The sequence below is a fragment of the Salinicoccus hispanicus genome (assembly GCF_009831115.1).
Taxonomy (GTDB): Bacteria; Bacillota; Bacilli; order Staphylococcales; family Salinicoccaceae; genus Salinicoccus; species Salinicoccus hispanicus.
This window is the reverse complement of record NZ_WUUK01000003.1, coordinates 23,397-45,269: the sequence shown is the minus strand read 5'-3', so window position 1 is coordinate 45,269 and position 21,873 is coordinate 23,397. Positions and strand designations below refer to the sequence as shown.

General features: G+C 46.9%; 27 protein-coding genes. 26 read left to right on the top strand and 1 reads right to left on the bottom strand.

Translation table 11 applies throughout. The features are described 5' to 3' along the window. Positions 1–39: 39 nt before the first annotated feature. Complete coding sequence (locus GQ671_RS07735; protein ID WP_160655207.1) at positions 40–552, bottom strand: DUF2529 family protein; 513 nt, start codon at positions 550–552, stop codon at positions 40–42. A 112-nt stretch (positions 553–664) separates the two neighbouring features. Between GQ671_RS07735 and GQ671_RS07730 the strand changes: the two genes are divergently transcribed. The 26 genes from GQ671_RS07730 (at position 665) to GQ671_RS07605 (ending at position 21,870) form a co-directional block, all read left to right on the top strand. Then, positions 665–1,522 carry a class II fructose-bisphosphate aldolase gene (locus GQ671_RS07730; protein ID WP_160655204.1) on the top strand — a complete coding sequence of 286 codons (858 nt, stop codon included), beginning with the start codon at positions 665–667 and terminating at the stop codon, positions 1,520–1,522. A gap of 150 nt (positions 1,523–1,672) precedes the next feature. Continuing rightward, positions 1,673–2,323, top strand: coding sequence for a fructose-6-phosphate aldolase (gene fsa, locus GQ671_RS07725; RefSeq protein WP_160655201.1), 651 nt, complete (start codon positions 1,673–1,675; stop codon positions 2,321–2,323). Between the two features lie 27 nt (positions 2,324–2,350). After that, complete coding sequence (locus tag GQ671_RS07720; RefSeq protein WP_160655198.1) at positions 2,351–3,619, top strand: UDP-N-acetylglucosamine 1-carboxyvinyltransferase; 1,269 nt, start codon at positions 2,351–2,353, stop codon at positions 3,617–3,619. A gap of 189 nt (positions 3,620–3,808) precedes the next feature. Then, positions 3,809–5,125 carry a transcription termination factor Rho gene (gene rho / locus GQ671_RS07715; protein WP_160655195.1) on the top strand — a complete coding sequence of 439 codons (1,317 nt, stop codon included), beginning with the start codon at positions 3,809–3,811 and terminating at the stop codon, positions 5,123–5,125. Positions 5,126–5,241: 116 nt separating this feature from the next. Next, on the top strand, positions 5,242–5,457 hold the full coding sequence (rpmE, locus tag GQ671_RS07710; protein WP_160655192.1) for a 50S ribosomal protein L31: 216 nt from the start codon (positions 5,242–5,244) through the stop codon (positions 5,455–5,457). 99 nt (positions 5,458–5,556) lie between these two features. After that, positions 5,557–6,636 carry a peptide chain release factor 1 gene (gene prfA, locus GQ671_RS07705; RefSeq protein ID WP_160655189.1) on the top strand — a complete coding sequence of 360 codons (1,080 nt, stop codon included), beginning with the start codon at positions 5,557–5,559 and terminating at the stop codon, positions 6,634–6,636. Further along, a complete protein-coding gene (prmC, locus tag GQ671_RS07700) occupies positions 6,623–7,522 on the top strand; it encodes a peptide chain release factor N(5)-glutamine methyltransferase (RefSeq protein ID WP_160655186.1) in 900 nt (299 codons plus the stop codon). The genes prfA and prmC overlap by 14 nt, the downstream gene beginning before the upstream one ends. Further along, complete coding sequence (locus GQ671_RS07695; protein WP_160655183.1) at positions 7,476–8,522, top strand: L-threonylcarbamoyladenylate synthase; 1,047 nt, start codon at positions 7,476–7,478, stop codon at positions 8,520–8,522. The genes prmC and GQ671_RS07695 overlap by 47 nt, the downstream gene beginning before the upstream one ends. Continuing rightward, positions 8,519–8,932: an arsenate reductase/protein-tyrosine-phosphatase family protein gene (locus GQ671_RS07690; RefSeq protein ID WP_160655180.1), complete on the top strand. Its 414-nt coding sequence runs from the start codon at positions 8,519–8,521 to the stop codon at positions 8,930–8,932. The genes GQ671_RS07695 and GQ671_RS07690 overlap by 4 nt, the downstream gene beginning before the upstream one ends. Positions 8,933–8,993: 61 nt before the next feature. Then, entirely contained in the window at positions 8,994–9,422 is a 429-nt protein-coding gene (gene rpiB / locus GQ671_RS07685; protein WP_160655177.1) for a ribose 5-phosphate isomerase B, read from the top strand. Further along, positions 9,391–9,936, top strand: coding sequence for a TIGR01440 family protein (locus GQ671_RS07680; RefSeq protein WP_160655174.1), 546 nt, complete (start codon positions 9,391–9,393; stop codon positions 9,934–9,936). The genes rpiB and GQ671_RS07680 overlap by 32 nt, the downstream gene beginning before the upstream one ends. Positions 9,937–9,959: 23 nt before the next feature. Further along, on the top strand, positions 9,960–11,195 hold the full coding sequence (locus GQ671_RS07675; RefSeq protein ID WP_160655171.1) for a serine hydroxymethyltransferase: 1,236 nt from the start codon (positions 9,960–9,962) through the stop codon (positions 11,193–11,195). A gap of 63 nt (positions 11,196–11,258) precedes the next feature. Beyond that, complete coding sequence (gene upp / locus GQ671_RS07670) at positions 11,259–11,888, top strand: uracil phosphoribosyltransferase (RefSeq protein ID WP_160655168.1); 630 nt, start codon at positions 11,259–11,261, stop codon at positions 11,886–11,888. A gap of 21 nt (positions 11,889–11,909) precedes the next feature. Further along, positions 11,910–13,043 (top strand): non-hydrolyzing UDP-N-acetylglucosamine 2-epimerase, encoded by a 1,134-nt coding sequence (wecB, locus tag GQ671_RS07665; protein WP_160655164.1) that lies wholly within the window; start codon positions 11,910–11,912, stop codon positions 13,041–13,043. Between the two features lie 142 nt (positions 13,044–13,185). Then, on the top strand, positions 13,186–13,548 hold the full coding sequence (locus GQ671_RS07660; RefSeq protein WP_322789465.1) for an ATP synthase subunit I: 363 nt from the start codon (positions 13,186–13,188) through the stop codon (positions 13,546–13,548). Positions 13,549–13,561: 13 nt separating this feature from the next. Further along, positions 13,562–14,296, top strand: a complete 735-nt coding sequence (gene atpB / locus GQ671_RS07655) for a F0F1 ATP synthase subunit A (RefSeq protein ID WP_160655161.1) — start codon at positions 13,562–13,564, stop codon at positions 14,294–14,296. Between the two features lie 54 nt (positions 14,297–14,350). Then, complete coding sequence (atpE, locus tag GQ671_RS07650) at positions 14,351–14,566, top strand: F0F1 ATP synthase subunit C (protein WP_031545243.1); 216 nt, start codon at positions 14,351–14,353, stop codon at positions 14,564–14,566. Positions 14,567–14,665: 99 nt separating this feature from the next. Beyond that, positions 14,666–15,181, top strand: coding sequence for a F0F1 ATP synthase subunit B (locus tag GQ671_RS07645; protein WP_160655158.1), 516 nt, complete (start codon positions 14,666–14,668; stop codon positions 15,179–15,181). Next, positions 15,181–15,723 carry an ATP synthase F1 subunit delta gene (gene atpH / locus GQ671_RS07640; RefSeq protein WP_160655155.1) on the top strand — a complete coding sequence of 181 codons (543 nt, stop codon included), beginning with the start codon at positions 15,181–15,183 and terminating at the stop codon, positions 15,721–15,723. Before GQ671_RS07645 ends, atpH begins: the two co-directional genes overlap by 1 nt. 17 nt (positions 15,724–15,740) lie before the next feature. Continuing rightward, entirely contained in the window at positions 15,741–17,249 is a 1,509-nt protein-coding gene (atpA, locus tag GQ671_RS07635) for a F0F1 ATP synthase subunit alpha (protein ID WP_160655152.1), read from the top strand. Positions 17,250–17,281: 32 nt separating this feature from the next. After that, positions 17,282–18,157, top strand: a complete 876-nt coding sequence (gene atpG / locus GQ671_RS07630) for an ATP synthase F1 subunit gamma (RefSeq protein ID WP_160655149.1) — start codon at positions 17,282–17,284, stop codon at positions 18,155–18,157. Positions 18,158–18,179: 22 nt separating this feature from the next. After that, entirely contained in the window at positions 18,180–19,592 is a 1,413-nt protein-coding gene (atpD, locus tag GQ671_RS07625; RefSeq protein WP_160655146.1) for a F0F1 ATP synthase subunit beta, read from the top strand. A gap of 18 nt (positions 19,593–19,610) precedes the next feature. After that, complete coding sequence (locus GQ671_RS07620; RefSeq protein ID WP_160655143.1) at positions 19,611–20,018, top strand: F0F1 ATP synthase subunit epsilon; 408 nt, start codon at positions 19,611–19,613, stop codon at positions 20,016–20,018. A gap of 50 nt (positions 20,019–20,068) precedes the next feature. Further along, positions 20,069–20,296, top strand: a complete 228-nt coding sequence (locus GQ671_RS07615; RefSeq protein ID WP_160655140.1) for a DUF1146 family protein — start codon at positions 20,069–20,071, stop codon at positions 20,294–20,296. 80 nt (positions 20,297–20,376) lie between these two features. Then, positions 20,377–21,669 (top strand): UDP-N-acetylglucosamine 1-carboxyvinyltransferase, encoded by a 1,293-nt coding sequence (gene murA / locus GQ671_RS07610; RefSeq protein WP_160655137.1) that lies wholly within the window; start codon positions 20,377–20,379, stop codon positions 21,667–21,669. Positions 21,670–21,681: 12 nt separating this feature from the next. Beyond that, positions 21,682–21,870 carry a DNA-directed RNA polymerase subunit beta gene (locus GQ671_RS07605; protein WP_160655134.1) on the top strand — a complete coding sequence of 63 codons (189 nt, stop codon included), beginning with the start codon at positions 21,682–21,684 and terminating at the stop codon, positions 21,868–21,870. Positions 21,871–21,873: the final 3 nt, after the last annotated feature.

Genomic DNA, 21,873 nt, shown 5'->3' with positions numbered 1-21,873 from the left:
CATGCCGGACCGGCATGGTTCGATGAATTAGGAATGCCCCTAGTACGCATCATTTGTCATCTCGTCTACGAGTACATACAGATGGTCATAGAGATAGAGGAATGCAGACATATAGGGGTTAACAATTTTGTCGAAATTAGGTGTCGGTATAAGCGGACGCGGTGAGGATAAATCGATATAATGGTGAAGCTGGTCAATTATTTCAGCCTGATGCTTATTGTAGTTGGAGATCAGTACAAATTCTATTCCTTCATTCTGGAGTGATTGGATGAAGGATCGGACTTCATCATTGAACTGGTCGGCGATGACAAGCGCACGATCCGGCGCATCGAGGGCTTCTGGCGACTCAAAAAGTTTTGCCTCGGGCAGGGCCAGGGAGCTGTCCAGCAGAAAAGCCTCTATGCCTTTGAAATCATGGAAGGTCTTCACATGGATCTCTCCCTCGCTGCCCACCGCCTGAGCGAGGAGGCGTGCAGCCATTTCGATTTCCTCTTCCTGAGCATTGATATGGTTGTATATATTTGTAAGTTGTGTCTGCAGGATCTTGTCCATGTAATCTCTCCGTTCGGCTTGATGGTATTGCAATGGTATCAAAACATTGCTCGGAATTAAATGTTTTTGCTATAATCACGTAAAGGAAAGAACTTTTAGGAGGAAATCAACAATGCCTTTAGTATCAATGACAGAAATGCTCAACAAAGCAAGAAAAGAAGGATATGCAGTCGGGCAGTACAATGTGAACAACCTTGAATTCGCCCAAGGTATCCTGATGGCATCACAAGAAGAGAATGCACCCGTCATCCTTGGTGTTTCGGAAGGCGCTGCAAGATATATGAGCGGCATGAAGACAGTGGTCAAAATGATCGAAGGTCTGATGTCCGACATGAACATCACCGTCCCTGTGGCAATCCACCTCGACCATGGTTCAAGCTACGAGAAATGCATCGAAGCAATCGGGGCCGGATTTACATCCGTCATGATCGATGCTTCCCATGGACCTTTCGAAGATAACATCGCAACAACAAAAAAAGTTGTGGAGTATGCCCACGAAAGAGGCGTTTCTGTTGAAGCGGAACTTGGTGTAGTCGGCGGTCAGGAAGATGATGTTGTCGCTGATGGCGTCATCTATGCAGATCCTGAAGAGTGCCGTGAACTGGTTGAGCGGACAGGCATCGACTGCCTGGCCCCAGCACTTGGTTCTGTACACGGACCTTACAAAGGTGAACCGAACCTCGGTTTCAAGGAAATGGAAGAAATCGGCAACCAGTCCGACATTCCACTTGTACTGCATGGCGGCACAGGCATCCCTACAAAAGATATCCAGAGAGCGATTTCTCTTGGTACAGCCAAAATCAATGTAAATACTGAAAGCCAGATTGCATCAGCAAAGCGCGTAAGAGAAGTGCTTGCCAGCGACTCTGAATTCTATGATCCACGCAAGTATCTCGGACCTGCAAGAGAAGCAGTCAAGGAAACAGTACAAGGTAAAATCAAGGAATTTGGCACATCCAATAAAGCCTAGGATGAGTAGAGCCGTCCCATTCGGGATGGCTTTTATTTGATTAATGCGGAGAAAATGTATAAAGTTTGATAAAGTGCAATATTTATTGCCGAGTCGGCAAAGAGTATCCTATAATGAAATAATAATCTAAAACGGAGGTGCATTGTTTCCATGAAATACTTTATTGATACAGCGAATATGGATGAAATCAAAGAAATTAATGAGTGGGGTGTACTGGCTGGTGTAACGACCAATCCTTCCCTTGTTGCGAAAGAGAAAGGCATTTCCTTCCACGATCGTCTCGTTGAAATATGTGAACTGGTCGGGGGTCCTGTAAGTGGTGAGGTCATCGCCCTGGATGCAGAAGGCATGATTGAGGAAGGTCGCGAACTTGCAAAGCTCCATGAGCACATCATCGTCAAGATTCCAATGACAGAAGAAGGTATGAAAGCTGTCAGAGTACTGTCTTCAGAAGGCATCAAGACCAACGTGACACTCATATTCAATACAGTACAGGCGCTTACAGCAGCGCGTTCAGGTGCTACCTACGTATCCCCATTCATCGGAAGACTCGATGATATCGGACTTATCGGCATGGACCTGATTGATGATATCTATCACATTTTCACTGTTCACAATATTGATACGGAAATTATTGCTGCTTCCATCAGAAATGAAGCGCATGTGCATGGTGCAGCAACTGCAGGCGCACACATCGCGACGATACCATACAAGGTTCTGAAGAAGCTCACACAGCATCCTCTGACTGAGAAGGGGATCGAAAAGTTCCTGGAAGACTGGAACAGTATAAAGGACCAGTAGGCGGTCTGCCATATAAGGAGAAGAATTATGAGTAAAGAAGTAATCAAAGTCAGAGGCGGCAGGGCACTGACCGGCGAAGTTGAAATCAGCGGTGCCAAAAATAGTGCAGTCGCCCTCATTCCTGCGTCACTGATGGCCTCTGAAGGCGAAGTCATACTGGAAGGGCTCCCGGAAATTTCAGACGTCAAAACATTGATGAGTCTTCTGAATGACCTTAATATAGGAACCGAACTGGACGGCACGACATTGAAGATCAATGCCGAAGGCGCTGAGAACATGCCGTTGCCGAATACTAAAGTGCAATCATTGCGTGCTTCCTACTATATGATGGGAGCAATGCTGGCACGCTTCAAGAAATGTGTCATCGGTCTGCCTGGCGGATGTCCGCTCGGCCCACGGCCGATCGATCAGCATATCAAAGGCTTTGAAGCATTGGGTGCAAAGGTGACGAACGAACACGGTGCAATGTATCTGATCGCAGATGAACTGAAAGGTGCCAAAATCTTCTTTGATGTCGTATCGGTAGGTGCGACGATCAATCTGATGATCGCGGCAAGCTGTGCAGAAGGCAAGACCATTCTTGAAAATGTAGCCAAGGAACCTGAAGTGGTGGATGTCGCTTCATTGCTCAACAACATGGGTGCTGACATCCGTGGTGCCGGTACGGATACGATCAAAGTCAATGGCGTGAAGAACCTTCATGGCACAAGGCATAACATCATTCCGGACCGCATTGAAGCGGGCACCTATATGATCACCGGCGCTGCAGTCGGCGAAAATTTCACAGTACGCAATATCATCCCGACCCATATGGAATCACTTACTGCGAAACTTGAGGAGCTGGGTGTGGAAATAGAGGTGGGCGATGACTGGGCGACCATTACAAAACCTGAAATCTATCGTCCAATCTCTGTGAAGACACAAGTCTATCCAGGCTTTGCAACGGATCTTCAGCAACCATTGACACCCCTCCTTTTCAAGGCGGACGGTGTCAGCAAAATCACCGAAACAATCTATCCCGCTCGTTTCAGGCATGTGGATGAGCTTGTGCGGATGGACGCCAAGATTGAGCAGAATAGTGGATCGGCGCTCATCTTTCCTTCACAGCTCAAAGGCACACATGTCTATGCGAGTGATCTCAGGGCAGGTGCCTGTCTATTGATATCCGGTCTGACGGCAGATGGTGTAACGACCATCCATAACGTCAATCATATCGACCGTGGCTATACAGATATCGTCAAGAAACTGGCGCATCTCGGCGCTGACATATGGCGTGAGGAGATTGAGGAAGACTGATTCCTGTAGAACTCGGACTGCTTAGGCAGTCCGAGTTTACTTTTTGCTTGCAGTATTTTCCTCTTCTGGATCAACTTTATTTTTGTAAAGCAATGGTGTAGAATATGGAATGGTTAAAGTCTCATCCCACTGTCTTCCCCTGTACCTCCCTTGTATCAAGACTTCAATACATGAAAGCGAAGTGAACGTATGGCTGAAAGAGATTCCAAGGAACTGAAATATGAATCCTTTGATGCACTCTATAAGAAGAACAACACCAAGGAACTGACTGTACGGGCAAAAGAGCTCGGTCTTTCCAACTATAGCCGCCTGAATAAAAAAGAACTTGTCCTTGCCATAATGGAGGCGCAGATGGAAAAGGACGGCAACTACTACATGGAAGGTGTCCTGGACGACATCCAAGTGGATGGGTACGGATTTCTGCGTACAGTCAACTTTTCCAAAGGGGAAAAGGACATCTACATTTCCGCTTCCCAGATCAGAAGGTTCGAACTGAAAAAAGGAGATAAGGTTACCGGAAAAGTACGCCGTCCCAAAGAGAATGAAAAATACTATGGTCTGCTACAGGTGGATTTCATCAATGATCAGAATGCTGAACAGGTCAAAAAGCGTCCGCACTTCCAGGCGCTGACGCCCCTGTATCCTGAAGAACGCATCAAGCTCGAAAACAGGCCGACGGATCTGTCCACACGTATCATGGATCTTGTGACACCAATCGGCTTCGGTCAACGGGGTATGATTGTTGCGCCGCCGAAAGCCGGTAAGACTTCCCTCCTGAAGGAAATCGCAAATGCGATGACCAAAAACCATCCTGATACGAAACTGTTCATTCTGCTTATTGGTGAACGGCCGGAAGAAGTGACGGATCTTGAACGTTCCGTCGAGGATGCAGAAGTCGTCCACTCGACTTTCGATGAACCGCCTGAACATCACGTCAAAGTTGCAGAACTGCTTCTCGAGCGATCGAAGCGTCTCGTTGAGATGGGTGAGGACGTCATCATACTGATGGATTCCATCACGCGACTGGCACGTGCGTACAACCTGGTCATCCCACCAAGCGGCCGAACATTATCCGGTGGCCTGGATCCGGCAAGCCTGCATCGGCCGAAGCATTTCTTCGGTGCTGCAAGAAACATAGAAGCGGGCGGGAGTCTGACAATCCTGTCGACTGCACTGGTGGATACCGGGAGCCGCATGGATGATGTCATCTATGAGGAGTTCAAAGGAACAGGGAACATGGAGCTGCATCTGGATCGCAACCTGAGCGAGCGTAGAATCTATCCGGCAATCGACATCAGACGTTCAAGTACAAGAAAAGAGGAGCTGCTGCTTGATAAGCGGGAACTGGATGTCCTATGGCAGCTGAGGAATCTTTTCACGGAAGCCCCGGACTTTACAGAACGGTTCCTTAAAATATTGAAGCAGACGAAGACGAATGAAGAGTTTTTCGATGTCCTGAGACAACGGATGCTATCCTCACAGTCGACAGGTCGTCCGGTAATCTGATTGAGCATCACCCCTTGATTTTTTAAGGGGGATCATGTATAATATATAAGTATCGAAGTGGTAATCCCACTAATAAACTCTGTGCCAGATGGTTCAGGGCTAAGGAGATGTAAATAATGAAACAAGCAATTCACCCGGAATATAACAAGGTAAACGTAGTGTGCTCTTGCGGCAACGAATTCCAAACAGGTTCAGTAAACAATGAAGACATCAAAGTAGAAGTTTGCTCTGAATGCCACCCATTCTACACTGGACGTCAGAAATTCGCTTCTGCAGACGGCCGTATTGAAAAATTCAACAAAAAATTCGGTTTCAAAAGCGCAAACGAATAATAGAGATCAACTGTACTGGAGTCTTACTCCAGTACAGTTTTTTTTATGTCCGGATATGGTATAATTGACGAGATTATAGAGATGAAAAGGTGAAATTATATGTTTGATCAACTTGAAATAATTGAAAATCGCTATGAACAGCTGAATGAACTGCTGAGTGATCCGGATGTTGTCAGCGATTCTGACAAGCTGCGGTCATATTCCAAGGAACAGAGCGATCTGCATAAGACAGTGGAAGTGTTCAGGGAATACAAGGAGCATAAGAAGACGATTGAAGAATCCCGGGTAATGTTGAAGGAAACAGATGATAAGGAAATGCTTGAAATGATCAAGGAAGAGATTTCCGAGTCCGAGAAGGCGATTCCAGCGCTTGAGGACCAGTTGAAATTTCTGCTGATTCCAAAAGATCCGAATGACGACAAGAACGTCATCGTCGAGATCAGAGGGGCAGCAGGTGGCGACGAAGCGCAGATCTTCGCCGGCAACCTGTTCAGAATGTACTCGCGCTATGCAGAAGAGAATGGCTGGAAAATAGAAGTCGTTGAAGCTAATGCCAATGACCATGGCGGCTATAAGGAAATCAGCTTCCTGATACAGGGTGAAGGCGCGTTCTCAAAATTGAAATTTGAAAATGGTGCCCATCGTGTCCAGCGTGTTCCTGAAACAGAGTCCGGTGGCCGGATCCATACTTCAACTGCGACGGTCGCGGTACTGCCTGAAGTAGAAGATGTAGAGGTTGATATCCGCAACGAAGATATCAAGATAGATACCTACCGTTCGAGCGGTGCAGGCGGACAGCACGTCAATACCACCGATTCCGCCGTTCGTATGACCCACTTGCCGACAGGCGTTGTCGTGACTTCCCAGGACGAAAAGTCACAGATCAAGAACCGTGAGCGCGCCATGAAGGTTCTGAAGGCGCGGGTTTATGATATGATGCTTCAGGAAGCGACAGCGGAATATGCCGAGAAGCGTAAAAGTGCAGTCGGTACCGGTGACCGTTCCGAAAGGATCAGAACATACAATTATCCTCAGAACCGTGTGACCGACCACCGTATCGGTCTGACTATCCAAAAACTGGATCAGATTATTGAAGGTAAACTCGATGATGTCATCGAAGCGCTGACAATTGAGGAGCAGACGAGTAAGCTGGAAGAGCTGAACAATGCATCCCTATAGCTATAGAGAGATGGTTAAAGAGGCGAAAGCCTCTTTAGCCATGTCAGGAGAAGAAATAAGGCCGGCAACCCTGCTGTTGGAAGATCTTTTTGGAATGGATATGACACGGTTCCTGCTGGAGGGCGACAGGGAAGTGGCTGATGAAGATAGAGTCCGGTATGAATCGGCAATCAGACGCATATCGGAAGGCGAACCCTATCAGTACGTAGCAGGTCATGCATGGTTTTACGGCGAGAAATTCACTGTTACTCGGGACACGCTGATTCCACGCAATGAAACCGAGGAGCTTGTAGAGCTTGTTCTGGCCATGGAGCCGGATACGGGGAAGAAAGTGGTTGATATCGGTTGTGGTACAGGTGCCATAGGATTGACGTTGTCTGCTGCCTGGCAGAACAATTCGGTAATACTGACCGATGTCTCCGAACCGGCGCTGGAAGTGGCAGGAGCGAATGCGGAAAAGCTGGGGACAAATGCTGATATTCTCGCGGGTAATCTTTTCGAACCGCTGATCGCAAGAAATATCAAAGTGGACTGCATCGTTTCCAATCCACCTTATATTGGAACGGATGATTTTGCTGATATGGGTGAATCAGTCATTGCACACGAACCGGCACTGGCCCTGTTTGCCGAAGACGATGGACTGGCGCTCTATAAACGGATGGTGGACCAGCTGGATGAGGTGCTGAACGACGGGGGTACGGTCTATTTTGAAATTGGCTGGAAGCAGGCTGATATGCTTCGTGCATATATCATGCAGCGCTGGCCGGGAGTTGAACCGACAGTGAAGAAAGATATGAATGGGAATGATAGAATACTCCATTTCAGATGGGAGGTCCATTATGAAGACGAAAATTTGGGATATCAGAACGGATCAGCTCAAAGATGAGGTGACCGATTCAAAACTTGATGAAATAAGAACGGCTCTCGAATACGGTGAAGTCATCGGCATTCCGACGGAAACGGTATATGGTCTTGCGGGTGACGCAAGAAACCCTGAAGCGATACAGAAGATATTTTCGGCCAAGAACCGTCCCGGGGATAATCCCCTGATTGTACATATTCATAGCATGGAACAGCTGGCTGATTTTACGGAACCACTGGATCCTAAAGTGGAAACATTGATGAAGCATTTCTGGCCGGGGCCAATTTCATTCATACTGCCTTTGAAAGGCAGTGTGCTGGCGGGTAACACCGTGGCTGAACTGGACTCGGTGGCTGTCAGAATGCCGAGTCATCCAGTGGGCCACGCAATACTCGAGAAGGTTGGTTTTCCACTTGCTGCGCCGAGCGCCAACCTTAGTGGCAAGCCTTCGCCCACCGATTTCAGCCATGTCATCGATGACCTGAACAGCAAGGTATATGGCGTGGTGGCAAGTGACCCTGCCACATACGGACTGGAAAGTACAGTACTCGACTGTACGCAGTTTCCATACCGCATCGCAAGGCCCGGGAGCATCACTAAAGGTGAGCTCGAAAGCGTGCTGAAGGAGGCGGTCAGCAAGCATCATGGTGATGCTGATCGGCCGATTGCCCCGGGAATGAAGTATAAGCACTATGCGCCGCATCAGCCGCTTGCTGTGGTGGAAGGCGGCTTCAAGAACAATACGCACCTTAAACTCGAGGAAGACCAGAAAGTGGGAGTGATCGCCCCCGAATCTATACGTGACATGATCCCGGATGGCATCTATTTCATCAGTCTGTGCTCCGGGGAGAATGACTATCGTGAGGCTGGACGCAACCTCTATGCTGCACTGAGGAAGATGGACAAGTCGGATGTGGATAAGATCTATATTCATGGTTTCCCTAAAAAAGAAGAGACGGAAGCGCTGATGAACCGGATCTATAAGGCGACCGGCAATGAAATCATAAAGGAAGAATCAGAATGAGGGTCATATTCGTCTGTACAGGGAACACATGCAGGAGTCCCCTAGCGGAAAGCTATGCAAAAACGCAGTTCAATACTGGCGATGTGGTATTCGAATCCAGGGGACTGATGGTTCAGCCGGGAGAAGTCAGCAGCATTTCACAGGCTATCGTGGCACGCGAAAATCTTGTGATGCCCTCCACCCCGGCTCCATTGACAGAAGAAGATGCAGGGGGAGCACTGCTGCTCGTCATGACCGATGCCCACAGGAGAGCCGTCATGGGGGAATTTCCATCTGCAGATGTCCGTATGATCAGTGAATTTGCAGAAGGTTATCAAGAGGATGTTCTCGACCCATATGGCGGTAGCATGGAGGACTATGAACGTACTTTCAAACAATTGAAAAGTTTTATTGATAAATTCAAGTTCTGATTTGCTTATGACTGCTTTTCTCTGTAAGCTTTTGATATATAATAAAGATGAGGTGAAGGTTATGAAAGTGATTATTGCTTCTGATCATGGTGGATTCAATCTTAAAGCTTCAGTCGTTGCGGCGCTCAAGGGAAAAGGTGTGGAAATCACCGATTTCGGTCCCGATACCGCTGACTCCGTCGATTACCCTGATTATGCACGTCCTGTAGCAGACAAGGTCGCTTCCGGAGAGTTCGATCGCGGCATTCTGGTCTGTGGTACCGGCATCGGGATGAGCATAAGTGCAAATAAGGTCAAGGGTATCCGTTGCGCACTTGTCCATGACACTTTCTCAGCAAGAGCAACAAGAGCCCATAACAACTCGAACATGCTGGCAATGGGTGAGCGCGTAATCGGCCCCGGTCTGGCCCAGGACATTGTGGATGTCTGGCTCAGTACCGAGTATGAGGGGGGCAGACATGAACAAAGAGTTTGCAAGATTGAAGAATGACCTCGACACACTGGTTGAGCAGCTGGAGACGGCAGATTTCTTTAAGAATGGAGAAAAACTGCTCATCGGCTGCTCCACATCCGAAGTGATGGGACATCATATCGGCCGGCAGAGCTCGATGGAAGTGGCAGAACTGATATATGATGCATTCCATCAGGCCACAGAACGTCATCAGATGCATCTCATGTTCCAAGGTTGCGAACACATCAATCGTGCGGTTACCATGGAACGTAAGACAGCTTATGCAGGCGGTCTGCCTCCGGTCAGCGTCGTGCCCCATCGGTCAGCCGGCGGCAGTCTGAGTGAATATGCATTCAATCACCTGACTGATCCGGTAGTGGTGGAGCATGCTGCAGCTGATCGGGGCATCGATATCGGTCAGACGCTGATCGGCATGCACATTCAGCATGTTGCTGTCCCCTTCAGAGTGGAGCAGAGAACGATCAATCAGGCCAATGTCACAATCGCATATTCCAGACCTAAACTTATAGGTGGCCCTCGCGCGCATTACTAAACTTGCATTCAAGGAGAGAAGACATGTCATTCATTGAATCACAGGACCCGAAAATTTTTGAAACTATTGAAGCAGAACTGGATCGCCAGAACAACAACATCGAACTGATTGCATCAGAGAACTTTGTATCAGAAGCAGTACTTGAGGCTCAAGGTTCGATACTTACCAACAAATACGCTGAAGGCTATCCGCATAAGCGCTATTATGGAGGGTGTGAGAATGTGGACGTCGCCGAAGATCTGGCACGTGAAAGAGTGAAGCAGCTTTTTGGCGCAGATCATGCGAACGTCCAGCCCCATTCCGGGTCACAGGCCAATATGGCTGTCTATTTCTCCGTACTTGAACCGGGCGATACGGTTCTCGGTATGAACCTCAATCATGGGGGGCATCTGACACACGGCAGCAAAGTCAATTTCAGTGGCAAGCTTTTCAATTTTGTTGAATATGGTGTAAGCAAAGAAGACGAAGTGATCGATTATGACGATCTCCTTAATATTGCCAAAGAACATAAGCCGAAAATGATCGTTGCCGGAGGCAGTGCGTACTCCAAGGCGATCGATTTCAGCAAGTTCCGTGAAATAGCAGATGAAGTGGGCGCCTACCTGATGGTCGACATGGCACACATTGCCGGTCTCGTCGCTGCTGGACTCCACCCGGATCCAGTACCTTATGCAGATTTCGTGACTTCGACAACACACAAGACACTGAGAGGCCCGAGGGGCGGCTTGATTCTGACCAAAGAGGAACATGCCAAGAAAGTGGATAAGAACATCTTCCCGGGTATCCAGGGCGGACCACTCATGCACGTCATTGCAGCAAAAGCAGTTGCTTTCGGCGAAGCGCTGAACCCGGACTTCAAAGTGTACCAGGAACAGGTCGTAAGAAATGCACAGGTGCTTGCTGACCGTCTTGCAGAAGGTGGACTCCGCATCGTCAGTGGTGGTACGGAAAACCATATCGTTCTTGTCGATGTGAAAAGTTTTGGACTGACAGGCAAGCAGGCTGAGGAAGCGTTGGATGAAATCGGTATTACTTGTAACAAGAACACTATTCCATTCGATGAAGAATCACCATTTGTGACAAGTGGTATCCGTCTCGGTACACCAGCGATGACAACACGTGGATTCAAAGAGGAAGAGATGCAGGAAGTTGCAGATCTGATTGTTGAAACACTGTCTGATATCAAAGAGGGCACGAAGTATGAAACTCTGAAAGATAGAGTGACGGCACTGACGTCCAAATTCCCACTATATAAATAAACTGACCATGCCGGAATAGGGTTCGCCTTATTTCGGCTTGATTGAGAGAACTGGAGGATAAATATGTCTAAAGTACACGTAATGGATCACCCGCTGATCCAGCATAAGATGAGTTACATCAGAGATGAGAAGACATCCACTAAGGAATTCAGAGAGCTTGTCGATGAAGTCGGCATGCTCATGGCCTACGAAGTCACGCGTGATCTTTCACTGGAAGATGTCGAAGTGGATACACCGGTAACGCGTACAACAGCAAAAAGACTGAGTGGTAAAAAGCTCGGCATCGTTCCGATTCTAAGAGCAGGGCTCGGTATGCAGGAAGGCATACTCAAGCTGATTCCTTCAGCAAGAGTGGGGCATATCGGCCTATATCGTGATCCTGAAACACTCGAAGCAATCGAATACTATGCCAAATTCCCGGGAGATATAGAGGAAAGGGATATATTCGTCATCGACCCGATGCTCGCCACTGGCGCATCGGCTGTTGAAGCGATCACTGCAGTCAAGAAGCGTGGGGCGACAAAGGTAAGGTTCATCTGCCTGATTGCTGCGCCTGAAGGTGTGGAAGTCTTGAAAGAAGCCCACCCCGATGTGGATATATATATTGCTGCACTGGATGAGAAACTGAATGAAAAAAGCTATATTGTACCAGGTCTCGGTGATGCCGGAGACAGACTGTTTGGTACAAAATAGAATTGACAAGGAGAAGAATGTATGAAGAAAATCATGACGATATTCGGTACACGACCTGAAGCGATTAAAATGGCGCCGCTTGTTCTAGCACTGAAAAATGATCCGGAGCTTGAGCCAGTAGTCGTGGTCACTGCACAGCACCGAGAGATGCTCGACCAGGTACTTGAAATTTTCGGTATCACACCGGACTATGATCTGGATATCATGCAGAAGGGGCAGACGTTGTCTGAAGTGACAGGCAGAGTAATCGCTGGCCTCGAATCTGTCATCAAAGAAGCAGAACCGGACATGATCCTTGTCCATGGAGATACAACGACAACATTTGGCGGCAGTCTGGCAGCATTCTATAACGAAGTGGATATCGGTCACGTCGAAGCGGGTCTGAGAACGAACAACAAATATTCTCCGTTCCCGGAAGAAATGAACCGCCAGATGACAGGTGTACTTGCTGATCTTCATTTTGCACCGACTGAAACGTCCAAAGAAAACCTATTGCAGGAGAACAAAAAGGCGGATGGCATTTCTGTTACTGGCAATACGGCAATCGATGCTTTGAATACAACAGTGAACGATGCATATGAAAGTGAAATCATCGACAGACATAAAGATAACAAAGTGATTCTGCTGACAGCCCATAGAAGGGAAAATATCGGTATGCCGATGGAGAATATCTTCAGTGCGGTACGTGAAATTGTAGAAGAGTTCGAGGATGTTACTGTAGTCTATCCAATCCATAAAAACCCGAAGGTCAGGGAGATTGCCAAGAAGTATCTTTCAGATCATGATCGCATCGAAATCATCGAGCCGCTCGATGTGTTCGATTTCCATAACTTTGCGGCAAAAAGTCATATCATCATGACCGATTCCGGTGGTGTACAGGAAGAAGCACCTTCTCTCAGAAAACCGGTACTGGTACTCAGGGATACAACAGAACGACCGGAAGGCGTGGAAGCAGGCACACTCAAGCTTGCCGGTATCCAGAAAGAAAATATCTACAATTTGACGAAAGAACTGCTGACGGATGACAGTGTCTATCAGAAAATGGCGGAAGCCAGCAACCCTTATGGTGATGGCAAAGCATCACTCAGAATATGCGAAAACATAAAATACTACTACGGAATCAGGAAAGATAAGCCAGAGAGTTTCGACATCTAGGAAATATGTCGATAATATGTCATAAAAAATGTACTATGAAATTAATCTGTCCATAATATTGACATAAAAAATACAAAGATATATCATTACAAGAGTAATGTAACGGTTTACATCGAAAAGCCGCAGAATACACTAGGAGACAGTGTTCAAAGTGCCATTTTTCAGACGATTTTCCCATCATTTCCTTAGATTTTTGCTTTTCCCTCTGATCATCAGCCTACTCATCTATCTGTTTACATCTTCATCTTTTGCAGCCGGACTCGCTTTGGGTACCCTTGCGTCCATTATGCTGCTCCTGAACTGGTACTACAACCTTGAGAAGGCCTACAAGACAGAGGATGGAAGAATCCGAACCGGTACGATTGCGCGCCTTATGATTGTGGTTGTTACATGTCTTTTCTGGGTGAGATTCCCGGATATATTCAGTATATTTGGTATAGCACTTGGGCTTCTGCTCAGCTATGTAATGATTCTGTTTCGTGCGATTAAAGAATTGACGAAGTGAAAGAGGTGAGAAAATGGAGCACGGAAATCCGATTTGGACATATGATGTTTTTGGTCTTCCAGTCACATTCAATCTGTCCACGGTTATGATGATTATTATTTCATCGCTTGTTGTATTTCTGGTTGCTTTCTTTATGACAAGAAATCTATCAGTGAGACCGACAGGGAAAAGTCAGGTACTCATGGAAGTACTGATGAACTTCGTTAAAGGTATCATCTCAGGCAACATGGCCTGGAAACAAGGCGGAAGATTCCACTTCCTGGCCCTAACATTGATTCTATACATATTTGTTGCAAATATGCTCGGGCTGCCTTTTGCTTTTATAGCACCAGACGAAGAACATACTCTCTGGTGGAAATCACCAACTGCCGACCCGTCAGTTACACTGACCCTGGCCAGCTTGATGATTGTGCTTACCCACTATTATGGAATCAAGATGCGTGGTACAAAAGCATATCTGAAATCGTACGCACAGCCGGTGTGGTTCATGGCACCGTTCAAGTTCATCGAAGAATTCACATACAACCTGACGCTTGGTCTGCGTCTTTACGGTAATATCTACGCAGGTGAGATTCTACTCTCACTGCTGATCATGGTAATGGCATCCGGCGCACTTGGTTTCGTTGGTGGATTTATCCCATTAATGATCTGGCAAGGGTTCTCAATCTACATTGGTGTCATCCAGGCATTCATATTCGTTATGTTATCAATGGTCTATCTCTCCCATAAGGTGAGCGACGATCATTAATATAAAAATTTAATCAACCATTTAAAATATTTTTAGGAGGAACTATATCTTATGATGAATCTACTCGCAGTAGGTATCGCTGCTGGTCTTGCAGCACTCGGCGCAAGTATCGGTATCGGTCTTATCGTTTCCAAAACAGTTGAGGGTGTATCCCGTCAGCCTGAAGCTCGTGGTCCACTCATGACAATCATGTTCATTGGTATCGGTGTTGTTGAGGCCGTTCCGATCATCGCGATCGTTATTTCATTCATGCTTATGTTCATGTTCTAAGAAACGTTACATCTGGCGAAGTCTTCTATCAAGATTTCGCCCTCTTATTATGTCGACTATGAAAATAGAATGAAACTCTCGCGAAAGGAGTGTACATAGGTGGAATTTCTAATTTTAGGAGCTACGGACACCGTGCCGGCAGCAATTGGTAACAGCCTTATACAGCTGGCTGCCTTCATCGTTCTTCTTCTGGCCCTTTCATATTTCGTATGGAAGCCACTTAAGAAAGTGATGGATGAGCGAGAACAGCTGATCCATTCAGAGATTGATGATGCAGAGCAACGCAAGATGGAAGCTGTGAATCTCAAGGAAGAAAATGAGACTGTGCTTAGAAATACACAGGCTGAAATTTCTGAGATGATGGATAATGCAAAAGAACAGGCGAAAAAAGAGCAAGAAGCAATCATCCATGATGCAAACACACGTGCAAATCAGATGATGGAAGATGCCAAAGCTGATATCGAAAGAGAAAAGCAAAAAGCAATCCGCGATATCAATGATCAGGTGGCTGATATTTCCGTTCTGATTGCTGAAAAGATGATTTCAAAAGAGATCAACAAGCAGGACCAGAAAGATCTGGTTGCGAGATACCTACAGGAAGCAGGGGGTAAATAATGGCTAACCCAGCTCAGAAATATTCCCAGGCCCTGTTCAGTATCGTCAGTGAAAATGGGCAGCTCGAGGAAGTCAGGGCGGATTTCGATGAAGTGGTCAAATCAGTCGGCAACACTCCTGGTTTCATCACCTTCATGAATAACCCCAGAATTTCGCGGGAGAGTCGCAGGCAGGCAGTAGCAAAAGCTTTCGGCAATGCTGCACAACCGCTCAAGAACATGCTGCTCATTCTCTCAGACCGCAACAGGTTCAATGAAATCGAAGCAGTTCACGCTCATTTCATACAAAATTACAATGCACATTATAACCAGGAAAATGTAGTGATCGAATCGGTATATCCACTCTCTGATGAAGAAATAGAAAGTATCGGGAAAGTCTTTATTAAAAAGACTGGTCTTTCAAAGCTGCTTATAGAGAACAGGGTGAATGAATCGCTTATCGGCGGTATCCGTGTATTCGTCGGAACCAAAGTATATGATGGCTCGGTAACTGCCCAGCTGTCCGATTTGAAAAACCGGTTCAGAGAAAGAACTAATAGCTAATTGAGGAGTGACATTTGATGGCAATTAAAGCTGATGAAATAAGCGCTCTCCTGAAAAGCCAGATCGAGAACTATGAAGCTGATATGAAAGTATCCGATGTGGGAACAGTCATACAGGTTGGTGACGGTATCGCACTTGCTCATGGTTTGAATGATGCTATGGCTGGAGAACTGCTCGAATTTCCAAGCGGCGTTCTGGGACTTGCCCAGAACCTCGAAGAAAACAACGTTGGTATCGTAATTCTCGGTCCATTCGATGACATTAAAGAAGGCGACGAAGTCAAGCGTACAGGACGCATCATGGAAGTACCTGTAGGCGAGGAACTGATTGGCCGTGTCGTCAATCCCCTGGGACAGCCGATCGACGGCAAAGGACCGATGGGTGCAACAAAAACAAGACCAATTGAAAGTCCGGCAACAGGCGTTATGGCGCGTAAGTCGGTAGACGAACCGCTACAGACCGGAATCAAGGCGATCGATGCGCTTGTTCCAATCGGTCGTGGACAGCGTGAGCTGATCATTGGTGACCGCCAGACAGGTAAGACGACTGTTGCAATCGATACGATCCTCAACCAGAAGGATCAGGATATGATCTGTGTATATGTGGCAATCGGTCAAAAGGAATCCACAGTTCGTGCAACTGTTGAAACACTGCGTAAAAATGGTGCACTCGACTACACAATCGTTGTTACTGCAGGTGCTTCCATGCCGGCACCACTTCTATACATTGCACCATACGCTGGTGTAACAATGGCAGAAGAATTCATGTTCAATGGCAAGCACGTCCTCATCGTCTATGATGATCTGACTAAACAGGCTGCCGCATATCGCGAACTTTCACTCCTACTGAAACGTCCACCAGGCCGTGAAGCCTACCCAGGTGATGTATTCTACCTTCACAGCCGTCTTCTGGAACGTGCAGCGAAACTTAATGATGAACTCGGTGGAGGGTCCATTACTGCACTGCCTTTCATCGAAACACAGGCTGGTGATATCAGTGCGTTCGTACCAACGAACGTCATCTCCATCACCGACGGACAGATATTCCTGCAGTCCGACCTGTTCTTCTCAGGCGTAAGGCCTGCGATCAACGCCGGACTATCCGTTTCCCGTGTTGGTGGTTCTGCACAGATCAAAGCGATGAAGAAGGTTGCCGGTACTTTGAGACTGGACCTTGCAGCATACCGTGAACTGGAAGCATTCGCTCAGTTCGGTTCTGACCTTGATGAAGCGACAGCTGCCAAACTTGAGCGTGGTAAACGTACTGTTGAAGTACTCAAACAAGGCGAAAACAATCCGCTTTCAGTAGAGCGTCAGGTTGCGATTCTCTATGCACTTGTAAATGGCCACCTTGATGAAGTTGCAGTTGAAGATATTACACGCTTTGAAGCTGAATTCCTCAACTGGCTTGATTCAAACCAGCCTGAGCTGCTTAAAGGTATTCGTGAAACAAAACAGCTTCCGGACGATGAAGCTTATGCAAGTGCAATAAACAGCTTCAAGAAACTATTCAACGCATCCAAGTAAGGGTGATGAATATAGAATAAGGTGGTGAATTCATGGCTGCATTAAGAGAAATCAAAGGTCGTATCGGATCAACCAAAAAAATGAGCCAGATCACTAGCGCCATGCATATGGTCTCGAACTCCAAGCTCAAGCGGGCAGAGGAGAACACAAAAAGATTCCAGCCTTACATGAACAAGATCCAGGAGGCTGTCCAGGCCATTGCAACTGGAGATAATACAAGTTCCCATCCTATGCTGAGGGAACGTCCTGTAAAGCGTACTGGATACGTGATCATTACATCGGATAGTGGACTGGCCGGTCCGTATAATGCCAACATCCTCAAAGAAATTACCAATGTAATCAGGGAACGTCATAATGACAATCCTGATTCCTATGATCTGTTCATCATCGGAAGGATGGGGCACGAATTCATGGACAACCGTGAATACAGTATCACCAATCATCGCGTTGGACTGGCTGATCAGCCGGACTTCAGCAGTGTTAAGGAAATCGCTCAGCAATCGGTTGCACAGTTCTCGAATGAAGATATAGATGAGCTATACATCGTGTATAACGAGTATGTATCTGTCCTTGAACAGAAAGTGGCGACCAGAAAGCTCCTTCCACTTACTGAAGAGGAGACAATCAGCCAAGATAAGGCTTCAACCCTTTCCACATATGAGTTTGAGCCGGACAAGGAATCCATCCTCGAGACGATTCTTCCGCAATATGCAGAAAGTCTGGTCTACGGCGCGCTGCTTGAAGCCAAAGCAAGTGAACATGCGGCACGTATGACAGCGATGAAAGCGGCGACTGATAACGCCAAGGAGCTAGTGGATGACCTGACGTTACAATACAACCGTGCAAGACAAGCGGCGATTACCCAGGAGATTACGGAGATCGTCGGCGGTGCATCTGCACTCGAATAAAGATTGACTAGGAGGAAAACGAATGGCTTTAGGTCAAGTAGTTCAAATTATGGGACCTGTAGTTGACGTGCGTTTCGAAGAAGGCCAGCTGCCTGAATTGAATAATGCACTTTATGTCAACACTGATAAAGATAATGAAGAAGATACTTTGGCTTTGGAAGTCGCGCTTCACCTCGGGGACAACGTCGTAAGAACAATTGCGATGAGTTCTACAGATGGACTGCAGCGTGGTACTGAAGTTACAAATACAGAAAGCCCGATTTCTGTCCCTGTTGGCCAGATTACACTTGGCCGGGTATTCAACGTACTTGGAGATCATATCGATCTTGGAGAAGCAATTCCTGCTTCTGAAAGAAGAGACCCGATTCACCGTCAGGCTCCTAAATTCGAAGATCTTTCCACCAACGTTGAAATTCTTGAAACGGGTATCAAAGTAGTAGATCTACTGGCACCTTACATCAAAGGTGGTAAGATCGGTCTCTTCGGCGGTGCCGGAGTGGGCAAGACGGTTCTGATTCAGGAACTGATCAACAACATCGCTCAGGAACACGGCGGTATTTCGGTATTTGCTGGTGTTGGAGAGCGTACGCGTGAAGGAAATGACCTGTATCACGAGATGAGTGATTCCGGTGTTATTGCGAAGACTGCCATGGTATTCGGTCAGATGAACGAGCCACCAGGTGCACGTATGCGTGTTGCATTGTCTGGTCTGACAATGGCGGAGTACTTCCGTGATGAAGAAGGACAGGATGTTCTGCTATTCATAGACAACATCTTCCGTTTCACCCAAGCTGGTTCTGAAGTATCAGCCCTGCTTGGACGTATGCCATCAGCAGTAGGTTACCAGCCGACATTGGCAACAGAAATGGGTCAGCTCCAGGAGCGTATCACGTCAACAAACGTAGGTTCAGTAACATCCATCCAGGCGGTATTCGTACCAGCCGATGACTATACCGACCCGGCGCCGGCACAGACATTCGCCCATCTGGATGCTACAACAAACCTTGAGCGTAAACTCTCTGAGATGGGTATCTACCCTGCGGTGGATCCGCTCGCTTCCACTTCTCGTGCACTGTCACCAGCAGTAGTTGGCGAAGAGCATTACGAAGTTGCGCGTGGTGTTCAATCGACACTTCAGAAGTACCGTGAGCTTCAGGATATCATTGCGATTCTTGGTATGGATGAACTATCTGAAGATGATAAAAGGACAGTTTCACGTGCGCGTCGCATCCAGTTCTTCCTATCTCAGAATTTCCACGTTGCTGAACAGTTTACTGGTCAGAAGGGTTCCTATGTACCTGTCGATCAGACTGTCAACGATTTCAAGGAAATACTTGATGGCAAATACGACCATATCCCTGAAGATGCATTCCGTCTTGTAGGTGGCATTTCTGCTGTGCTTGATAAAGCACGTGAGATGGGCGTAGAAGTCTAAAATCGGGAGGGTTAGCAAATGAGTACAATTGCACTGGATGTAGTCACACCAAACGGTTCTGTTTTCTCTGAAACGGATTGTGAAATCATAATACTCCAGACCAAACAGGGTGAGCTCGGCGTCATGGCCGGCCACGTCCCGACGGTTGCTGCGCTTAAAATCGGCAGTCTGCGTACAAAGATCGATGGAAAGTTCGAATATTTTGCAGTAACAGATGGTTTTGTCGAAATACGTTCTGAACAGGTAACGGTATTGGTACAGGCCGGCGAGTTTGCTGAAGATATCGATACCGATCGTGCTGTAGCGGCGAGAGAACGTGCTGAAGCGCTGCTTCAGCAGGCGCGTGACGAAAAAGTTGATAGATATCGTGCTGATCTTGCATTACAACGTGCAGTCAACCGATTGGATGTAGCAAAACATAAATAATAAACTAACCCGGGCTTACTGCCCGGGTTTTTTAAAAGGTGAATAGTAATATGTTGTATTCCCAACTTGCTTTCATGCATATCTTCCTGCATATGCTATGTGTCATTTTCGCTTTCTGGGTGCTTGGTGCCCTAAATATAGATGCGTGGTTCAGAAAAGGTGAAACAGGCCGGATCAGAATGTTTATCATTCTGGCTGCTATACTTCTGGGAAGTGCGCTCAGCAACTTCATCATGGACTTCTTCAGGCTTGTTCAGGAAGCAGCACTGCTATTTTGATATTAGCTTTGCAAACATGTTTATACATCTTTAAAATAGTGAATAGTGTAACGAAAGTATAAAGTATGGAGTGGGTAAATATGGATTCTATAATTGTTAAAGGTGGAAATAAACTATCAGGTTCTGTTGAAATAGAGGGCTCCAAAAACGCTGTTTTGCCGATTCTGACAGCTTCTTTGCTTGCAGAGAGGGGAGTATCGAAGCTACATAACGTGCCGGATCTTTCCGATGTGAAAACACTGAGTGCGCTTCTCAGTCACCTTGGTGCTTCCGTTAAGCCTGAGGGTAAAACGATCGTAGTCGATGCAACGAATGAACTGAACTGTAATGCGCCTTTCAATCTTGTCAACAAGATGCGCGCAAGCATGCTGGTCATGGGCCCGCTGCTTGGCAGATATGGCTATTGTAATGTTGCAATGCCTGGAGGTTGTGCAATCGGATCAAGACCAGTCGAACAGCATATCAAAGGTCTGGAGAAGATGGGCGCCACTTTCCGTACGGTCGATGGCAGCTTTGAGGGTACAGTCGATGGTAGTCTGAAAGGTGCAAAGATATATCTGGATTTCCCGAGTGTCGGTGCAACACAGAATCTGATCATGGCTGCAAGTCTGGCTGACGGTGTTACAGAACTAGAAAATGCTGCAAGAGAGCCTGAGATTGAAGACCTGGCCAATTATATCAATGCCATGGGCGGGAAAGTCCAAGGAGCTGGTACAGGACACATTATCATCGAAGGTGTTGAAGTACTGGAAGGTGCAGAGCATACTGTCATACCGGATCGGATCGAGGCAGGTACTTTCATGATTGCTGGCGCGATTACACGAAGTGAAATTGTGCTTGATAATGTGATGACGAACCATCTCACTGCACTGATATCGAAGCTTGAGGAGACGGGGGTACGGATCGAAGAAGAAGGCACCAGCATTCGTGTCATTCCGGACCCGCAATTGAAGCCTATCAGAGTGAAGACGATGCCACACCCCGGTTTTCCGACAGATATGCAGAGTCAGATGATGGCCCTGCTGTCTACAGTCAACGGTACAAGTGTCATCACCGAAACCATTTTCGAAAACAGGTTCATGCATGTCAATGAGTTCAGAAATATGGATGCTGATATTGATGTGGAAGATAACCATGCCTTCATCAAAGGTGGCGAAAAACTTGCTGCAGGACGTGTAAAAGCAACCGACCTTAGAGCGGCAGCTGCGTTGATTCTTGCAGGTTTGGCAGCAGACGGGTATACTGTAGTTACTGAATTAAGACACCTTGACCGCGGGTATGTCAATTTCCATAAGAAGCTGCAACAGCTTGGAGCCGACATAGAACGGACAGGTGAAAGTTCCACACAGGAAAGTGTGACATCTTCGAAATAAAGAGGTAGTTCTATGGCTGAACAATCAAAAAAGCTAGTTCACCGCAGATTCCCATTGATTATCAGGATACTGCTGTTCATCTACATTGCCATCATCATATTCTTTGCAGGACTGATGATCGGATTCGGCATACTGGATAATCCAATGGAAGTGTTCCGTATTGAAACATGGGAACACATCATCAACTTGACCAAGGAATGATAA

What these genes read in the sequence shown, in the direction of transcription:
- GQ671_RS07735 (WP_160655207.1), bottom strand. Translation starts at nt 552, where the DNA reads ATGGACAAGATCCTGCAGACACAACTTACAAATATATACAACCATATC.
- GQ671_RS07730 (WP_160655204.1), top strand. Translation starts at nt 665, where the DNA reads ATGCCTTTAGTATCAATGACAGAAATGCTCAACAAAGCAAGAAAAGAA.
- fsa (WP_160655201.1), top strand. Translation starts at nt 1,673, where the DNA reads ATGAAATACTTTATTGATACAGCGAATATGGATGAAATCAAAGAAATT.
- GQ671_RS07720 (WP_160655198.1), top strand. Translation starts at nt 2,351, where the DNA reads ATGAGTAAAGAAGTAATCAAAGTCAGAGGCGGCAGGGCACTGACCGGC.
- rho (WP_160655195.1), top strand. Translation starts at nt 3,809, where the DNA reads ATGGCTGAAAGAGATTCCAAGGAACTGAAATATGAATCCTTTGATGCA.
- rpmE (WP_160655192.1), top strand. Translation starts at nt 5,242, where the DNA reads ATGAAACAAGCAATTCACCCGGAATATAACAAGGTAAACGTAGTGTGC.
- prfA (WP_160655189.1), top strand. Translation starts at nt 5,557, where the DNA reads ATGTTTGATCAACTTGAAATAATTGAAAATCGCTATGAACAGCTGAAT.
- prmC (WP_160655186.1), top strand. Translation starts at nt 6,623, where the DNA reads ATGCATCCCTATAGCTATAGAGAGATGGTTAAAGAGGCGAAAGCCTCT.
- GQ671_RS07695 (WP_160655183.1), top strand. Translation starts at nt 7,476, where the DNA reads ATGAAGACGAAAATTTGGGATATCAGAACGGATCAGCTCAAAGATGAG.
- GQ671_RS07690 (WP_160655180.1), top strand. Translation starts at nt 8,519, where the DNA reads ATGAGGGTCATATTCGTCTGTACAGGGAACACATGCAGGAGTCCCCTA.
- rpiB (WP_160655177.1), top strand. Translation starts at nt 8,994, where the DNA reads ATGAAAGTGATTATTGCTTCTGATCATGGTGGATTCAATCTTAAAGCT.
- GQ671_RS07680 (WP_160655174.1), top strand. Translation starts at nt 9,391, where the DNA reads ATGAACAAAGAGTTTGCAAGATTGAAGAATGACCTCGACACACTGGTT.
- GQ671_RS07675 (WP_160655171.1), top strand. Translation starts at nt 9,960, where the DNA reads ATGTCATTCATTGAATCACAGGACCCGAAAATTTTTGAAACTATTGAA.
- upp (WP_160655168.1), top strand. Translation starts at nt 11,259, where the DNA reads ATGTCTAAAGTACACGTAATGGATCACCCGCTGATCCAGCATAAGATG.
- wecB (WP_160655164.1), top strand. Translation starts at nt 11,910, where the DNA reads ATGAAGAAAATCATGACGATATTCGGTACACGACCTGAAGCGATTAAA.
- atpB (WP_160655161.1), top strand. Translation starts at nt 13,562, where the DNA reads ATGGAGCACGGAAATCCGATTTGGACATATGATGTTTTTGGTCTTCCA.
- atpE (WP_031545243.1), top strand. Translation starts at nt 14,351, where the DNA reads ATGAATCTACTCGCAGTAGGTATCGCTGCTGGTCTTGCAGCACTCGGC.
- atpH (WP_160655155.1), top strand. Translation starts at nt 15,181, where the DNA reads ATGGCTAACCCAGCTCAGAAATATTCCCAGGCCCTGTTCAGTATCGTC.
- atpA (WP_160655152.1), top strand. Translation starts at nt 15,741, where the DNA reads ATGGCAATTAAAGCTGATGAAATAAGCGCTCTCCTGAAAAGCCAGATC.
- atpG (WP_160655149.1), top strand. Translation starts at nt 17,282, where the DNA reads ATGGCTGCATTAAGAGAAATCAAAGGTCGTATCGGATCAACCAAAAAA.
- atpD (WP_160655146.1), top strand. Translation starts at nt 18,180, where the DNA reads ATGGCTTTAGGTCAAGTAGTTCAAATTATGGGACCTGTAGTTGACGTG.
- GQ671_RS07620 (WP_160655143.1), top strand. Translation starts at nt 19,611, where the DNA reads ATGAGTACAATTGCACTGGATGTAGTCACACCAAACGGTTCTGTTTTC.
- GQ671_RS07615 (WP_160655140.1), top strand. Translation starts at nt 20,069, where the DNA reads ATGTTGTATTCCCAACTTGCTTTCATGCATATCTTCCTGCATATGCTA.
- murA (WP_160655137.1), top strand. Translation starts at nt 20,377, where the DNA reads ATGGATTCTATAATTGTTAAAGGTGGAAATAAACTATCAGGTTCTGTT.
- GQ671_RS07605 (WP_160655134.1), top strand. Translation starts at nt 21,682, where the DNA reads ATGGCTGAACAATCAAAAAAGCTAGTTCACCGCAGATTCCCATTGATT.